General features: G+C 39.6%; 14 protein-coding genes, 2 tRNA genes and 1 pseudogene. 16 read left to right on the forward strand and 1 reads right to left on the reverse strand.

The features are described 5' to 3' along the window. Positions 1 to 21 precede the first annotated feature (21 nt). Positions 22 to 663 (reverse strand): glycerol-3-phosphate 1-O-acyltransferase PlsY, encoded by a 642-nt coding sequence (gene plsY / locus HT671_RS02505; protein ID WP_023936666.1) that lies wholly within the window; start codon positions 661 to 663, stop codon positions 22 to 24. Between the two features lie 135 nt (positions 664 to 798). On the opposite strand from plsY, the gene parE reads away from it, so the two are divergent. The 16 genes and pseudogenes from parE (at position 799) to rpsA (ending at position 16,978) form a co-directional block, all read left to right on the forward strand. Then, positions 799 to 2,742: a DNA topoisomerase IV subunit B gene (gene parE / locus HT671_RS02510; RefSeq protein WP_172923024.1), complete on the forward strand. Its 1,944-nt coding sequence runs from the start codon at positions 799 to 801 to the stop codon at positions 2,740 to 2,742. Between the two features lie 23 nt (positions 2,743 to 2,765). Continuing rightward, on the forward strand, positions 2,766 to 3,767 hold the full coding sequence (locus HT671_RS02515) for a DNA cytosine methyltransferase (RefSeq protein ID WP_050207868.1): 1,002 nt from the start codon (positions 2,766 to 2,768) through the stop codon (positions 3,765 to 3,767). Further along, the gene (locus HT671_RS02520; protein WP_050222935.1) at positions 3,764 to 4,582 is read left to right on the forward strand and encodes an Eco47II family restriction endonuclease; all 819 of its coding nucleotides are present in this window, start codon (positions 3,764 to 3,766) and stop codon (positions 4,580 to 4,582) included. Before HT671_RS02515 ends, HT671_RS02520 begins: the two co-directional genes overlap by 4 nt. A gap of 34 nt (positions 4,583 to 4,616) precedes the next feature. After that, on the forward strand, positions 4,617 to 5,219 hold the full coding sequence (locus HT671_RS02525; protein WP_050222936.1) for a Fic family protein: 603 nt from the start codon (positions 4,617 to 4,619) through the stop codon (positions 5,217 to 5,219). A gap of 64 nt (positions 5,220 to 5,283) precedes the next feature. Further along, complete coding sequence (locus tag HT671_RS02530) at positions 5,284 to 6,144, forward strand: aminoglycoside 6-adenylyltransferase (RefSeq protein ID WP_050222937.1); 861 nt, start codon at positions 5,284 to 5,286, stop codon at positions 6,142 to 6,144. Next, the gene (locus HT671_RS02535; protein ID WP_050222938.1) at positions 6,141 to 6,701 is read left to right on the forward strand and encodes a GTP pyrophosphokinase; all 561 of its coding nucleotides are present in this window, start codon (positions 6,141 to 6,143) and stop codon (positions 6,699 to 6,701) included. Before HT671_RS02530 ends, HT671_RS02535 begins: the two co-directional genes overlap by 4 nt. 353 nt (positions 6,702 to 7,054) lie before the next feature. Next, positions 7,055 to 9,526 (forward strand): DNA topoisomerase IV subunit A, encoded by a 2,472-nt coding sequence (parC, locus tag HT671_RS02540; protein ID WP_078929788.1) that lies wholly within the window; start codon positions 7,055 to 7,057, stop codon positions 9,524 to 9,526. Between the two features lie 134 nt (positions 9,527 to 9,660). After that, positions 9,661 to 10,683, forward strand: coding sequence for a branched-chain amino acid aminotransferase (locus HT671_RS02545; RefSeq protein ID WP_023936685.1), 1,023 nt, complete (start codon positions 9,661 to 9,663; stop codon positions 10,681 to 10,683). Positions 10,684 to 10,705: 22 nt separating this feature from the next. Further along, positions 10,706 to 12,671: pseudogene (locus HT671_RS02550) on the forward strand (peptide ABC transporter substrate-binding protein). A gap of 64 nt (positions 12,672 to 12,735) precedes the next feature. Next, entirely contained in the window at positions 12,736 to 13,425 is a 690-nt protein-coding gene (locus HT671_RS02555; RefSeq protein ID WP_023940979.1) for a DUF969 domain-containing protein, read from the forward strand. Beyond that, complete coding sequence (locus HT671_RS02560) at positions 13,422 to 14,345, forward strand: DUF979 domain-containing protein (protein ID WP_050222940.1); 924 nt, start codon at positions 13,422 to 13,424, stop codon at positions 14,343 to 14,345. The genes HT671_RS02555 and HT671_RS02560 overlap by 4 nt, the downstream gene beginning before the upstream one ends. Positions 14,346 to 14,359: 14 nt before the next feature. Beyond that, positions 14,360 to 15,004, forward strand: a complete 645-nt coding sequence (gene pcp, locus HT671_RS02565; protein ID WP_172923025.1) for a pyroglutamyl-peptidase I — start codon at positions 14,360 to 14,362, stop codon at positions 15,002 to 15,004. Positions 15,005 to 15,171: 167 nt separating this feature from the next. Next, positions 15,172 to 15,402 (forward strand): DUF2969 family protein, encoded by a 231-nt coding sequence (locus tag HT671_RS02570; RefSeq protein ID WP_050222941.1) that lies wholly within the window; start codon positions 15,172 to 15,174, stop codon positions 15,400 to 15,402. A 49-nt stretch (positions 15,403 to 15,451) separates the two neighbouring features. Next, positions 15,452 to 15,532: transfer RNA gene (locus tag HT671_RS02575), tRNA-Tyr, on the forward strand. A 9-nt stretch (positions 15,533 to 15,541) separates the two neighbouring features. Beyond that, positions 15,542 to 15,613: transfer RNA gene (locus HT671_RS02580), tRNA-Gln, on the forward strand. A gap of 162 nt (positions 15,614 to 15,775) precedes the next feature. Further along, the gene (gene rpsA / locus HT671_RS02585) at positions 15,776 to 16,978 is read left to right on the forward strand and encodes a 30S ribosomal protein S1 (protein WP_001001629.1); all 1,203 of its coding nucleotides are present in this window, start codon (positions 15,776 to 15,778) and stop codon (positions 16,976 to 16,978) included. Positions 16,979 to 17,056 lie beyond the last annotated feature (78 nt).

Below are 17,056 nucleotides of genomic sequence, written 5' to 3' on the forward strand. Positions count from 1 at the left end.
CAGTTCTGTTCAAACTGGCGTTTATTTTTTAGAATTTTGATGGGTTAAGTTTAATCCCCAAGGGACCAAATTTTCAGTCTTGTTTTTGATACGAGCGATATTGTCCTTATGACGAATGATAATCAAACTAGCAAGTGCTAGGATAATAGCGATGAAGAGAGGGTCATAGTGACTCAGGATAAAACCAACAAGTGGAAAGAGTAGAACTCCGATAACGGCTGCGATAGATGCTGTGACACTAGATAGTGAAATCATACTACCAAGATAGAGGGTTCCAAAGAAAACAACTGCAAGGTAGAGACAGAAGACAGGCGCAAATCCGAAAACCACTCCAGCACTGGTTGCGACAGCCTTACCACCCTTAAATCCTGCAAAGATAGGGAAGGTATGGCCAATAACAGCCAAAAGTCCAAAGATGAGAGGCGAAACGCCTTGCAGATGAAACATAATTGGAAGAAGCGTTGCTAGAGTTCCTTTGAAAAAGTCAATCACAAAGGTCGTCATACCAGCTTTCTTACCTAAAATGCGGAAAGTATTGGTTGTTCCAGTATTTCCAGAACCGTGTTCACGCAGATTGATTTGAAAGAATACTTGTCCAATCCAGAGACCAGACGGAATCGAACCCAGCAAATAGGCTAGGATTAATAAAACTATTGTAATCATACTCCTATTATATCATGAAATGGAGAAGAAAGGCAGAGAATCTCTTCTGAAATTGTCACAGCGGAGAAAGAAAAATTTTGCAAAATCCTTGGAAAACCTGTAGAATAGTAAAGATGAACGAATAGGAGGTTCCTTGTGTCAAAAAAGGAAATCAATATTAATAATTATAATGATGATGCCATTCAGGTGCTAGAAGGGTTGGATGCGGTCCGAAAACGTCCAGGGATGTATATCGGATCGACCGATGGCGCTGGGCTCCACCACCTAGTCTGGGAAATCGTCGATAATGCTGTCGATGAAGCCTTGTCTGGATTTGGTGACCGTATTGATGTGACCATCAATAAAGATGGCAGTTTAACGGTTCAAGACCATGGACGTGGGATGCCAACTGGTATGCACGCTATGGGAATTCCAACTGTTGAGGTTATCTTTACCATTCTTCACGCCGGAGGGAAATTCGGTCAAGGTGGTTATAAGACATCAGGTGGTCTGCACGGGGTGGGTTCTTCCGTTGTTAATGCCCTTTCTAGTTGGTTAGAAGTTGAAATTATCCGTGACGGGGCAATCTATAAGCAACGTTTTGAAAATGGTGGAAAACCTGTCACGACCTTGAAGAAAATCGGTACTGCACCCAAGACTACAACAGGTACCAAGGTTACCTTCATGCCTGATGCGACTATCTTTTCTACGACAGACTTCAAATACAATACCATTTCAGAACGCCTCAATGAATCAGCCTTTCTTTTGAAAAATGTGACCTTGTCTTTGACTGATAAACGAACAGATGAAGCGATTGAATTCCACTATGAGAATGGGGTGCAGGACTTTGTTTCTTATCTGAACGAAGACAAGGAAACATTGACGCCGGTTCTTTACTTTGAAGGGGAAGACAATGGTTTTCAAGTGGAAGTGGCCCTCCAGTACAATGACGGATTTTCAGATAATATTTTGTCCTTTGTTAATAACGTTCGCACCAAGGACGGTGGAACGCACGAGACAGGACTCAAGTCCGCTATTACCAAGGTTATGAACGACTACGCGCGTAAGACAGGTCTTCTCAAGGAAAAAGATAAAAACCTTGAAGGATCAGACTATCGTGAGGGGCTAGCAGCCGTTCTCTCTATTCTAGTCCCTGAAGAACACCTCCAGTTTGAAGGACAGACCAAGGACAAACTAGGAAGCCCTCTTGCCCGCCCAGTTGTGGATGGAATTGTGGCAGATAAGTTGACCTTCTTCCTTATGGAAAATGGGGAATTGGCTTCTAATCTCATTCGCAAGGCTATCAAGGCCCGTGATGCTCGTGAGGCAGCCCGTAAGGCACGTGATGAGAGCCGAAATGGCAAGAAAAATAAGAAAGATAAGGGATTGCTGTCTGGTAAATTAACCCCAGCCCAGTCCAAGAATCCAGCTAAGAATGAACTCTATCTAGTCGAGGGGGACTCTGCCGGTGGTTCTGCCAAACAAGGTCGTGATCGTAAATTCCAGGCTATCCTACCTCTTCGTGGTAAGGTTATCAATACAGCCAAGGCCAAGATGGCGGATATCCTAAAAAATGAGGAAATCAATACCATGATTTATACCATCGGTGCAGGTGTTGGAGCAGACTTCTCTATTGAAGATACCAACTATGATAAGATCATTATCATGACCGATGCGGACACCGACGGTGCCCACATTCAGACTTTACTCTTGACATTTTTCTACCGCTACATGCGTCCCCTAGTTGAGGCAGGTCATGTCTACATCGCCCTTCCGCCTCTTTACAAGATGTCAAAAGGTAAAGGCAAGAAAGAAGAAGTAGCCTACGCTTGGACGGATGGAGAGCTAGAAGAACTCCGCAAGCAGTTCGGTAAAGGTGCTACACTCCAACGTTATAAAGGTCTTGGTGAGATGAATGCGGACCAGCTCTGGGAAACAACCATGAATCCAGAAACCCGTACCCTCATACGTGTCACCATCGAAGATCTAGCACGCGCCGAACGTCGTGTCAATATCCTCATGGGAGACAAGGTTGAACCACGCCGTAAGTGGATTGAGGACAATGTCAAGTTTACGCTGGAAGAAGCGACAGTGTTTTAAGTTAGTTTAAAGAGGAAATAAGAGTGAGAGTTATTGAATTATTTGCAGGTGCAGGTGGTTTGGCACTTGGAATAGAAAAAGCTGGATTCGAAGCCATTGGTTTGATTGAGTTTGATAAAGCAGCAGCGGCAACATTGAAACACAACAGACCTAGTTGGAATGTCATTCATGATGATATTGCAAATATTTCATCTCTTGATTTGGAGGAATATTTTAATATAAAAAAGGGAGAACTAGAACTGTTGAGCGGAGGTGCTCCCTGTCAAGCTTTTTCTTATGCTGGGAAACGTTTAGGTTTAGAGGATGCTCGAGGTACATTATTCTACCACTATGCAATATTTCTAAATAAACTTCAACCGAAAATGTTTGTTTTTGAAAATGTACGTGGCCTAGTTTCTCATGATCATGGAAAAACATTTCGAACTATTATGGATATTTTTTCGGATGAAGGTTACACGGTTAAATGGAAGGTTTTAAATGCCTGGGATTATGGAGTGGCTCAGAAACGTGAACGTATGATTATGGTTGGGGTTAGAAATGACTTAGCTGATATTATTTCGTTTGATTATCCAGAACCACATGAATATAAGCCAGTATTGAGAGATATATTATTAGATAGTCCGCCTAGTGTTGGTGCACAATATTCTGATTACAAGAGAAAAATTTTTGAATTAGTTCCCCCAGGTGGCTATTGGCGTGATATTCCAGAAGATATTGCAAAAGAGTATATGAAGTCAACTTGGGATATGACTGGGGGCAGGACAGGTATTTTGAGAAGAATGAGTTTAGATGAACCATCTTTAACAGTTTTAACATCTCCTACCCAAAAACAAACAGAACGTTGCCATCCATTGGAGGCTCGTCCTTTTACAGTTCGTGAAAATGCTCGCATTCAAAGTTTTCCAGATGATTGGATATTCCAAGGGAGCATAGGAAATCAATATAAGCAAGTGGGGAATGCTGTTCCAGTTAACTTGGCTTATGAAGTGGGGATAAAGATAAAAGAAAGTTTGGAGCAATTATGACTTGGGATGTAGATTTTATTAGTGAAGAAGATTTTTTAAAACATGTTCAGGATACTATTTCGAAGTATGGTGAAAAATTGAAATCTTTTGATTTGAAACGATTTAATAAGAATATTGTAGATCCTGTAAAATTAATTTTTGATAAGTCGGTTTATCGTAGTTCTTGGGATGAAATTATTAGTAATGAAATTTTTCGCCAAAGAGATAAATCAAATAATAATGATATTGGCTATTTCCATCAAACTATTTTCAGATATATGAAGAATTGTCGTGTCCCAGATAATGGAAAAGAAGGTGGCTGGGATGTTATATATGAGAATCCAGAAGGAATTTCTTTACCTGATGGTTCGCGTGTAAGTAGAATTTATGTTGAAATGAAAAATAAACACAATACTATGAATTCTGCATCATCAGGGAAGACTTTTATCAAGATGCAAAATCAGTTATTGAAGGATGACGATTGTGCCTGTTTCTTGGTCGAAGCAATTTCAAAGCAATCTCAAAATATTAAATGGGAACCTAAAGTTGACGGGGAAAAAGTTGGTCACAAATTTATTCGTAGAGTTAGCCTGGATCAATTTTATTTCATGGTAACGGGTGAAAAAGATGCCTTTTATAAGATGTGTATGAATTTACCATCAGTAGCTGAGAAGGCAGTAGAAAAAATGGGAACAGAGATCGTGCCAAATGATACTGTTTTTGAAGAAATCATTATGAAAGCAGAAGGAAATATTGAAGATGATAGTGAATTGGCAGTTGCAAGAGTGATCTATCTTCTAGGATTTTCAACTTATTTAGGTTTTGATAGAACATGATTTCATAACAAAATGGCGTTAATAAGGGGAAGATATGGTATTGGAAAATAAACTAGGCATTACAAACTCAGCCCAGCTGGCAGATGCAGAAGAAAAACTGACAAAAAAACAAGCCGCCCTGCTTTTTCAGACAGGAGACTTGTTCAAGATGGAAGTTGGGACATTTGCAGGGCTGTCAGCTATTCACCACTATCTTTTTTCAGGTATCTATGATTTCGCTGGAAAAATCCGTGATGTCAATATTGCAAAGGATAACTTTCAATTTGCCCCCCGTATTTTTTTAGAGCAATCCTTACAGTATATTGACAAACTTCCTCATGACAATTTTGATCAAGTGGTTGATAAGTATGCGGATATGAATATTGCCCATCCTTTCCGTGAGGGAAATGGACGCGCCATGCGGATTTGGCTAGATTGTATGCTTCGTGAGAAGCTGGGTAAGGTGGTAGATTGGAACGCCATTGATAAGGATGAATACCTGAATGCCATGAAGCGTAGTGCAGTATCGACTGGAGAACTCAAGTATTTACTCCTCAATAACTTGACGGATGACCTCAGTCAGACCAGTTTCTTTAAGGGAGTAGATGCTTCATACTACTACGAAGGATACAGTCTTTACAAGACAAGGGAATTATAATATAAAAACTATCCAGTAAGAAGAAGTAGACACCTAGTAATCTATAAAATGAGAAGGTACTGACATGAGAGCTGAGACAGAAATGCTAAATCTGATTTTACAAACTGCCAAAACTTTACAAGTTAAAGCTGTCGCCATGTCTGGTTCACGGGCAAATCCAAAGGCCCTAAAAGATGAATTTCAAGACTATGACGTGGTCTATGTCGTGGATGATTTAGATAATCTGACGAGTGACCTTTCTTGGTTGGAGCATTTTGGCAAACGCCTGATTGAACAGCATGTCCTACTTGACCAGCGACATCTTTATCTCATGCTCTTTGAGGATGGTAACCGCATTGATTTAACCCTATGTCCTAAAGAACACATGAAAGAATGGGTAGATAGCGAGTCGAAATTCATAGTTTTGGAAGATGAGAAGGACTTATTTGAGTCCTATTCTCCCAGTCCAAAGCGTCACTGGATAACCCCAGCTACTGAAACGGATTTTAAAAATTCCTGTAATGAATTTTGGTGGGTGTCAGCCTACGTTGTCAAAGGGATTTGTCGCAAGCAGGTATTCTATGCTACTGACCATCTCTATGGTATTTGCCAACAAGAACTCTTGAAAATCTTGGCTTGGCAGGTCGCAAGTGATAAGGGAACAGTAGACGTCGGCAAGAATTATAAGTATCTTTTTAACTATTTACCCACTGATAAAGAAAAGGAATTCTCAGATTTGCTTGATTTTTCAAGTATAGATAAAATTACTCAGTCTTTATTGGCTACGATGCAACTTTTCCACCAAGAAGCTCAATTTCTTGCTCAAAAAATGGGATTTGACTACGATAAAGAAGTGGCTGAGAAGATGATTGAGTATGCTAAGGAAAGAGTGAAGAAGTTTGGGAATAACTGGAAAAATGAAAAAGCGAGAGGAGAAGACTCATGATTGAAAAAGTGGAACGCCTCATTACAGAGATTAATCGTATTCATCGAGAATATTCTAAAGATTATTTTGAAACGGGTAAGGTGGAAAAAATCAATCTCAAGCATACCTTTTCAAAAGTTCCGACTAAAGCGATTTTGGCCTACCGTCTGAATTTACATGAGTCAATTAATGATTATCTGATGAAAGCGGATGTCCAAGATATTGCCTATGTTTATCGTGTCAAAACTTCTGAGTCTATTTTAGATAAAATTACACGTTTTTCAGAGCGTCAAGAGGGCTATCCTGTGAATTCAATTCTTAATGATATTTTTGGTGCTCGTATGATTTTAAGTTCCAAAGAGATAGCTCAAGTTATGGAGAAACTAGATGATTGGCAAGAGCTGTACGGACTAAAAAACTGGTATTTACGTGATAAAGATGGCTATGTCGGTATTCATATCTATTTTAAAAATAAAAGTAATTTTTACTACCCATGGGAACTCCAACTTTGGGATAAGAAAGATGTAGATAGCAATATCGCCAGTCATATCAAGTATAAACGAGGATTTGTGGAGTAGACTTTCAAGTGGAAATGGCGATACAGGAATTGGATGAAACTCACTTACTCTATATTTTTTCTTTTTCCATAAAAAATACACTACATTCTTCGAAAGAAATTGAACATGCCCTAAATGCTATGTGAAATTCCTTGTTAACTGAAGCAACATATTAAATTACAGAAAGGATAGTTTGGTTACTTACGGTAACTGAACATTGGACTAATCCTTTTATCATTACACATACTCTATATTCTTTGAAAGGAGTTGAACACGCCCTAAATGATGCGTGAAAAAGATAAATTCTCTGGTGAGCTTGCTTACTTCAAGAATTTTCTATTTTCACTTGGTATTTTACGGGCTCTGTATCCTATATGTCTAACATTCAAAACATGTCCCTAGAGGACATCATGGGAGAGCGCTTTGGTCGCTACTCCAAGTACATTATTCAAGACCGGGCTTTGCCAGATATTCGTGATGGCTTGAAGCCGGTTCAGCGTCGTATTCTTTATTCGATGAATAAAGATGGAAATACTTTTGACAAGAGCTATCGTAAGTCGGCCAAGTCTGTCGGGAATATCATGGGGAATTTCCACCCACACGGTGACAGTTCCATCTATGATGCCATGGTTCGTATGTCACAGGACTGGAAAAATCGTGAGATTTTGGTCGAAATGCACGGTAACAACGGTTCTATGGACGGAGATCCGCCTGCGGCTATGCGTTATACTGAGGCGCGTTTGTCTGAAATTGCTGGCTACCTTCTTCAAGATATCGATAAAAAGACTGTTCCTTTTGCTTGGAACTTTGACGATACCGAGAAAGAGCCGACAGTCTTGCCAGCAGCCTTTCCAAACCTCTTGGTCAATGGTTCGACTGGGATTTCGGCTGGTTATGCCACAGACATTCCTCCCCATAATTTAGCTGAGGTCATAGATGCTGCAGTTTACATGATTGACCACCCAACTGCAAAGATTGATAAACTCATGGAATTCTTGCCTGGACCAGACTTCCCTACAGGGGCTATTATTCAGGGTCGTGATGAAATCAAGAAAGCTTATGAGACTGGGAAAGGGCGCGTGGTTGTTCGTTCCAAGACTGAAATTGAAAAGCTAAAAGGTGGTAAGGAACAAATCGTTATTACTGAGATTCCTTATGAAATCAACAAGGCCAATCTAGTCAAGAAAATCGATGATGTTCGTGTCAATAACAAGGTGGCAGGCATTGCTGAGGTTCGTGATGAGTCTGACCGTGATGGTCTTCGTATTGCGATTGAGCTCAAAAAAGACGCTAATACGGAGCTCGTTCTCAACTATCTCTTCAAATACACAGACCTGCAAATCAACTACAACTTTAATATGGTGGCGATTGACAATTTCACGCCTCGTCAGGTTGGGATAGTTCCAATCTTGTCTAGCTACATCGCCCACCGTCGTGAAGTGATTTTGGCTCGTTCCCGCTTTGACAAGGAGAAGGCTGAGAAGCGTCTCCATATTGTCGAAGGTTTGATTCGTGTGATTTCGATTTTGGACGAAGTCATTGCTCTTATCCGCGCTTCTGAGAATAAGGCTGACTCCAAGGAAAACCTCAAAGTTAGCTATGATTTTACGGAAGAACAGGCTGAGGCTATCGTAACCTTGCAACTGTACCGTTTGACCAATACAGACGTAGTTGTCTTGCAGGAAGAAGAAGCAGAACTTCGTGAAAAGATTGCTATGCTTGCGGCGATTATCGGTGATGAACGGACCATGTACAATCTCATGAAGAAAGAACTTCGTGAGGTCAAGAAGAAATTTGCGACTCCACGTTTGAGTACTTTAGAAGACACTGCGAAAGCAATCGAGATTGATACAGCTAGTCTGATCGCCGAGGAAGATACCTACGTCAGCGTAACCAAGGCAGGTTACATCAAGCGTACCAGCCCGCGTTCCTTTGCGGCTTCAACGCTAGAGGAAATTGGCAAACGTGATGACGACCGTTTGATTTTTGTTCAATCTGCCAAGACAACCCAGCATCTCTTGATGTTCACGACTCTTGGAAATGTCATCTACAGACCAATCCATGAATTAGCAGATATTCGCTGGAAGGACATCGGAGAGCATTTGAGCCAAACTATTACCAATTTTGAAACGAATGAAGAAATCCTTTATGTGGAAGTTGTGGATCAGTTTGATGATGCGACAACTTATTTTGCAGCTACTCGTCTTGGTCAAATCAAACGGGTAGAACGAAAAGAATTCACTCCATGGCGGACCTATAAAACTAAGTCTGTCAAGTATGCTAAGCTCAAAGACGAGACAGACCAGATTGTAGCAGTGGCTCCAATTAAATTGGATGATGTTGTCTTGATTAGCCAAAACGGTTATGCCCTTCGTTTCAATATTGAAGAGGTTCCGGTTGTCGGTGCCAAGGCTGCAGGGGTCAAGGCTATGAACTTGAAAGAAGATGATGTTCTCCAGTCTGCCTTTATTTGCAATACCTCATCCTTCTACCTCTTGACCCAACGTGGAAGTTTGAAACGTGTTTCTATTGACGAAATTCCGGCAACCAGCCGTGCCAAACGAGGACTACAAGTCTTGCGTGAGTTGAAAAACAAACCGCACCGTGTCTTCTTGGCTGGTGCAGTTGCAGAACAAGGCTTCGTTGGTGACCTCTTCAGTACAGAAGTGGACGGGAACGATCAAATTCTGCTTGTCCAATCCAATAAAGGAACAATCTATGAAAGCCGATTGCAAGACTTGAACTTGTCAGAACGCACTAGCAATGGAAGCTTCATTTCTGACACGATTTCAGATGAAGAAGTTTTTGACGCTTATCTTAAAGAAGTATTTACAGAAGCTAAATAAGTGAAATGAAGAGTCAGTTCTAAGAGCTGGTTCTTTTTATTGAAGAAATTTTCTGAAAATTACAAAATATACTTGCTATTTTAGAAAAATAGTGTAGAATATAAGAAATAGGTTTTTAGAATAAGGAGTGGAATATGACAGTAACGATTGATTGGGAAAACCTTGGTTTCTCCTATATGAAATTACCTTATCGCTATATTGCTCATTTTAAAAATGGACAATGGAATCAAGGAGAACTTACAGAAGATGCAACCTTGCATATTTCAGAGTCTTCTCCAAGTCTTCACTATGGTCAACAAGCCTTTGAAGGTTTGAAAGCTTATCGTACTAAGGATGGCAGTGTTCAACTGTTCCGTCCTGATGAAAATGCCAAACGCCTGCAACGGACATGTGACCGTCTCTTGATGCCACAAGTTCCGACAGAAATGTTTGTAGAAGCTTGTAAAGCAGTTGTCCGTGCCAATGAAGAATACGTACCACCATACGGAACAGGTGGAACCCTCTATCTTCGCCCTCTTTTGATTGGTGTCGGAGATATTATCGGGGTAAAACCAGCAGAGGAGTATATTTTTACTATCTTTGCTATGCCAGTTGGAAATTACTTTAAGGGTGGTTTGGTCCCAACCAACTTCTTGATTCAGGATGAATATGACCGTGCTGCTCCAAATGGTACAGGTGCGGCTAAGGTTGGTGGAAACTATGCTGCCAGTCTCTTGCCAGGGAAATTGGCCAAGTCACGTCATTTCTCAGATGTTATCTACCTAGATCCATCAACACATACAAAGATTGAAGAAGTCGGATCAGCTAACTTCTTTGGAATTACAGCTGATAATGAATTTGTAACACCATTGAGTCCATCTATCTTGCCATCTATTACCAAGTATTCTTTGCTTTATTTGGCAGAACACCGCTTGGGTTTAACTCCTATTGAGGGTGATGTTCCAATTGATAACCTTGACCGTTTTGTAGAGGCAGGTGCCTGTGGTACAGCAGCGGTTATTTCTCCAATTGGAGGCATTCAACACGGTAATGATTTCCATGTATTCTATAGCGAAACAGAAGTAGGTCCTGTGACTCGTAAACTCTATGATGAATTGACAGGTATTCAGTTTGGTGATATTCCAGCGCCAGAAGGTTGGATTGTAAAAGTAGATTAAAAATATATTAAAGGAGATTTTTATGAAATCGAAAAAGTGGATTTTAACAACAGGACTTATCCTAAGCACAACATCTTTTAGCAGCCTGTGGAAAAGCTGATAAAGAAGCAGATGCTCCGACAACATTTTCTTATGTCTATGCAGTGGATCCAGCATCCTTGGACTACAGCATAGCAACGCGTACATCCACAACAGATATTATCGGAAATGTCGTTGATGGTTTGATGGAAAATGATAAATATGGTAATGTTATTCCTTCTTTGGCTGAGGATTGGTCTGTCTCAAAAGATGGATTGACTTATACCTATAAACTTCGTAAAGGAGTGAAATGGTACACATCAGAAGGCGAAGAATACGCAGAAGTAACAGCCCATGACTTTGTGACAGGACTAAAACACGTTGCTGATGGTAAGTCAGACGGTGTCTCTCTCATCCAAAATTCAATCAAAGGCTTGGACGCCTATATGACTGGTGAAACCAATGATTTCTCTGCAGTTGGTGTTAAAGCTTTGGATGACTACACAGTTGAGTATACATTGAATGCGCCAGAAAGTTTCTGGAATTCAAAAGTTACAACAGCGACGATGTTGCCTGTAAATGAAGAGTTTTTAAAGGCATCTGGAAAGAATTACGGAGAGGTTAGCCCAGCAGGGATTCTCTACAATGGACCTTATTTCTTAAAAACATTGACTTCTAAATCGTTGATTGAATATGAAAAAAATCCAAATTACTGGGATAAAGAAAATGTTAAAATTGAGAAGATTAAATTGACCTACTACGATGGTTCAGATCAGGAGTCTTTGATCCGTAGCTTCTCCTCTGGTGCTTATACGACAGCCCGTCTCTTCCCAAGCAGCTCAAACTTTGCTTCGACTTTGAAAGAATACGGAGATAAAATCACTTATAGCCCACAGGACTCAAGTAGTTATTACTTTACTTTTAACGTAAATCGTCAGTCATACAATAAAACTGCGAAAACAAGCGAAGAGCAAAAGACTTCTACAAAAGAAGCTATGCTTAATAAGGACTTCCGTCAGGCTATCAACTTTGCCTTCAACCGTCATTCGTATGCTGCCCAGCTAAACGGTGAAGATGGTGCGGACAAGATTATTCGTAACAGCCTCGTTCCTGACAACTTTGTACAAGCAGGGGGTAAGAACTTTGGTCAAATCGCTCAAGCAGAGTTGGTGAACTACGGTGACCAATGGAAAGGTGTTGAGCTAGTTGACGGTAAGGACTCTATTTACAACCCTGACAAGGCTAAAGCTACGTTCGAAAAAGCTAAGAAAGACTTGGAATCTAAAGGGGTCACTTTCCCAATTCACTTGGATGTCCCAGTTGAACAAACAGATACCATCGCCGTTCAACAAAGCAACTCTTTCAAACAGTCAATCGAATCAACTCTTGGTGCTGAAAATGTTGTTATCGACGTTCTTCAAATGACAGATAATGAAAAGGAAACAATCACTTCACAAGCGCGTGTTCCTTCTCAAAAAGACTATGATTTGAACAGTACAGGATGGGCTCCAAGCTATCAAGATCCAGCGTCTTACTTGAATATTATGGATCCAAAATCTGGTTCTGCCATGAAACACCTTGGTATTACTAAAGGAAAAGATAAGGATGTTGTAGCGAAACTTGGTTTGGATCAATATAAGAAATTGTTAGAAGATGCTGTTTCTGAGACCACTGACCTAGAGAAGAGATATGAAAAATATGCAAAAGCTCAAGCTTGGTTGACAGATAGTTCATTATTGATGCCAACAGCCTCATCTGGTGGTTCTCCAGTTGTAAGTAATGTCGTGCCATTCTCAAAACCATACTCACAAGTTGGTATTAAGGGGGATCCATATATCTTTAAAGGAATGAGATTGCAAAAAGATATTGTTACAACAAAAGAATATGACGAAGCTCTTGAAAAATGGCAAAAAGAAAAATTGGAATCCAATAGCAAATACCAAAAAGAACTAGAAAAACACATTAAATAAGGAATGGTATTGATCTTGATAAAATTTTAAAAATACTGTCATTTTGGATATAAAGGAGTTTGATATGGAGTGGATTAGATTAATAGGAATAGCAATCATTGTTGTGGGTTTTATTTTAAAATTTGATACAATTGCAACAGTAGTCTTAGCTGGTTTGGTTACAGCTTTAGTTTCAGGTGTTTCTCTCGTTGAATTTTTGGAGATTTTGGGAAAAGAATTTAGCAATCAGCGAGTGCTCACGATTTTTATGGTTACCTTACCTCTTGTGGGACTGTCAGAAACCTTTGGACTCAAGCAACGATCAATTGATTTGATTCGAAAGATTAAAGGTCTGACAGTTGGAAACTTCTATACAGTTTATTTCTTTATTCGAGAGTTAGCTGGTTTCTTTTCAATTCGTCTAGGAGGACACCCTCAGTTTGTCAGACCTTTGGTTCAACCTATGGGAGAAGCAGCAGCAGAGTCTCAATTAGGTAGAAAGTTAACAGAGGTTGAAGATGAGACAATAAAAGCGCGTGCGGCTGCAAATGAAAATTTTGGAAATTTCTTTGCTCAAAATACGTTTGTAGGTGCTGGGGGAGTCCTCTTGATAGGGGGAACATTAGATCAGTTAGGCTATGAAAGCAATTATGCAGGGATTGCTTCTGCATCTATTATTGTTGCTGTTATAACACTTATTGTAGTGGGGATTTACAATTATTTATTTGATAAAAAATTGACATCAGAAAAGACTAGGGGAGGAGAACAAAAATGACAGAGTTGGCAAAGCAACTATTAGAGTTGACCTATATTGTGATTGGTTGTCAATTTCTCCATACAGCCTATTGTAGTTATAAAGATAAAACAAATCCAGTCCGATTTGGAACATCTGCATTTTGGACTCTATTGGCTATTACGTTTATAGGTGGTTCCTATATGCCAAATATGAGTATTGGTATTATTGTAATCCTATTATCGCTGTTAACATTGTTTAAGCAAGTCCGTATCGGAACCTTGCCATCCTTGGATGAAATGAAAGCCAATATTGAATCTAATAGATTGAAAAATAAAATTTTTATTCCAGTTATGCTGATGGCAATACTTGCGTTGGTCTTAGCGCAAATGATTCCAGAATTTAGCAAGATTTCGATTAGCCTTGCCGCCTTGTTTGCTACAATTTCTGTTCTTGTGATTACCAATAGTCACCCTAAGAGTCTGTTATCAGAAAATAATCGAATGACTCAGCAAGTTTCAACAAGTGGGATTGTTCCCCAATTATTAGGGGCTTTGGGGGCTATTTTTACTGTAGCAGGTGTTGGTGATGTTATCTCTCATCTGATTAGCGGTATTGTTCCTTCAGATAGTCGCTTTATAGGAGTTTTGGCCTATGTTCTTGGAATGGTTCTATTCACAATGATTATGGGAAATGCTTTTGCAGCATTCACCGTTATTACAGCAGGTGTTGGAGTTCCCTTTGTATTTGCTCTAGGAGCTAATCCAATTGTGGCTGGTGCTCTTGCCATGACAGCAGGTTATTGTGGGACCTTATTGACCCCAATGGCTGCTAATTTTAACGCTCTACCAGCAGCATTGATGGATATGAAAGATCAGAATGGCGTTATAAAGTCTCAAGCAGGTGTTGCTCTAGTAATGATTGTTATTCACATATTCTTAATGTACTTTCTCGCATTTTAGTAAAGGAAAATAAAATGAAAATATTGGTTACAGGTTTTAATCCTTTTGGAGGTGAAAAGATTAATCCAGCTTTGGAGGCTGTAAAATTATTACCATCTGAGATTAATGGGGCCGAAGTTCGCTGGGTAGAAATTCCAACGGTTTTTTATAAGTCGTCAGAAGTTTTAGAGGCAGAAATATTACGATATCAACCAGATGCTGTACTTTGTATTGGACAAGCAGGCGGCAGGACCGGCTTAACACCTGAACGAGTGGCTATTAATCAAGATGATGCTCGCATACCTGATAACGAAGGCAATCAACCAATTGATACACCGATTCGTATTGATGGAGCATCGGCCTATTTTAGTAGTTTACCTATCAAAGCGATGGTACAAGATATTAAAAAACAGGGACTTCCAGCAGTTGTGTCCAATAGTGCAGGAACCTTTGTTTGCAATCATTTGATGTACCAAGCTCTTTATTTAGTGGATAAAAAATTCCCTAATATGAGAGCAGGTTTCATGCATATTCCATATATGATGGAACAAGTAGTAAATAAGCCGAATACTGCAGGAATGAGTCTATGCGATATTGTAAGAGGCATAGAGCTAGCTATTGAAGCTATTGTAGACTACAAAGATAAGGATTTGCAGTTAGTAGGTGGTGAGACTCACTGATAACCTAAAAAGGATAGTCAATTATGCTTGTTTACTAACTATTAGCTATGCTAAACCGATTGAGGTTGTTTACATAAAACTCTATATCAGACAAGCCTGATATAGAGTTTTTTCTTGCTAGTTTTAGGATTTTCTTGTACAATAGAAAAAGTGAAGAGAGGTATGAAATGAGTAAGAAAGATAAAAAAATCGAAATTCAAGTAGCAGATGCCAAAGTTAATGTAGGAAAAGACAGTTTTGAAGGCTATACCTTGATCATTGGTAAAAAAATTATCGGAGAAATTGCCGAATTAGATGGACAATTTGCCATCATAAAGAATGGGAATGTCGATAGTTTTTATAAAAAATTGGAAAAAGCTGTGGAAATTTTGATTGAAAATTATAATTTAGCAAAATAAGTCTTGTTTTTTTGAAATTTTCATGATATAATAGTCCATGTTGATTGTAGGAGAGATAGCGAAGAGGCTAAACGCGGCGGACTGTAAATCCGCTCCTTCGGGTTCGGGGGTTCGAATCCCTCTCTCTCCATTTTATCAATGGGGTATAGCCAAGCGGTAAGGCAAGGGACTTTGACTCCCTCATGCGTTGGTTCGAATCCAGCTACCCCAGTTCTTAGGTAATAATCAAGATAAAAAGCAAAATATCTTAGGGTATTTTATTTTTATAATTGAAAGACGTGAATGATATGAACATGTCCTTGCGGGTGCTTAGGAAAAAAATTATAAGTATGTCAAGTTTAAGAAAAAACTTGATTGTTGGAGGATTTTTTAGATGAACGAATTTGAAGATTTGCTAAATAGCGTTAGCCAAGTTGAGACTGGTGATGTTGTTAGTGCTGAAGTATTGACAGTTGATGCGACTCAAGCTAACGTTGCAATCTCTGGAACTGGTGTTGAAGGTGTCTTGACTCTTCGCGAATTGACAAACGATCGCGATGCAGATATCAATGACTTTGTTAAAGTAGGAGAAGTATTGGATGTTCTTGTACTTCGTCAAGTAGTTGGTAAAGATACTGATACAGTTACATACCTTGTATCTAAAAAACGCCTTGAAGCTCGCAAAGCATGGGACAAACTTGTTGGTCGCGAAGAAGAAGTTGTTACTGTTAAAGGAACTCGTGCCGTTAAAGGTGGACTTTCAGTAGAATTTGAAGGTGTTCGTGGATTTATCCCAGCTTCAATGTTGGATACTCGTTTCGTACGTAACACTGAGCGTTTTGTAGGTCAAGAATTTGACGCTAAAATCAAAGAAGTTGATGCTAAAGAAAACCGCTTCATCCTTTCACGTCGTGAAGTTGTTGAAGCAGCTACAGCAGCAGCTCGCGCTGAAGTATTTGGTAAATTTGCTGTTGGTGATGTTGTAACTGGTAAAGTTGCTCGTATCACAAGTTTCGGTGCTTTCATCGACCTTGGTGGTGTTGACGGATTGGTTCACTTGACTGAATTGTCACATGAACGTAACGTTTCACCAAAATCAGTTGTAACTGTTGGTGAAGAAATTGAAGTGAAAATCCTTGATCTTAACGAAGAAGAAGGACGTGTATCACTTTCACTTAAAGCAACAGTACCAGGACCATGGGATGGTGTTGAGCAAAAATTGGCTAAAGGTGATGTAGTAGAAGGAACAGTTAAACGTTTGACTGACTTCGGTGCATTTGTTGAAGTATTGCCAGGTATCGATGGACTTGTTCACGTATCACAAATTTCACACAAACGTATTGAAAATCCAAAAGAAGCTCTTAAAGTTGGTCAAGAAGTTCAAGTTAAAGTTCTTGAAGTTAACGCAGATGCAGAGCGTGTATCACTTTCTATTAAAGCTCTTGAAGAACGTCCAGCTCAAGAAGAAGGACAAAAAGAAGAAAAACGTGCTGCTCGTCCACGTCGTCCAAGACGTCAAGAGAAGCGTGATTTCGAACTTCCAGAAACACAAACAGGATTTTCAATGGCTGATTTGTTTGGTGATATCGAACTTTAATCAAATTGAAAATTCACAAAATCCTTTGTTTACTAAACAAGGGATTTTTCTTTTGTCTCTGCTCCTTTTTTGATATAA

This window comes from Streptococcus sp. 2741, from assembly GCF_013276315.1.
GTDB lineage: Bacteria > Bacillota > Bacilli > Lactobacillales > Streptococcaceae > Streptococcus > Streptococcus pseudopneumoniae.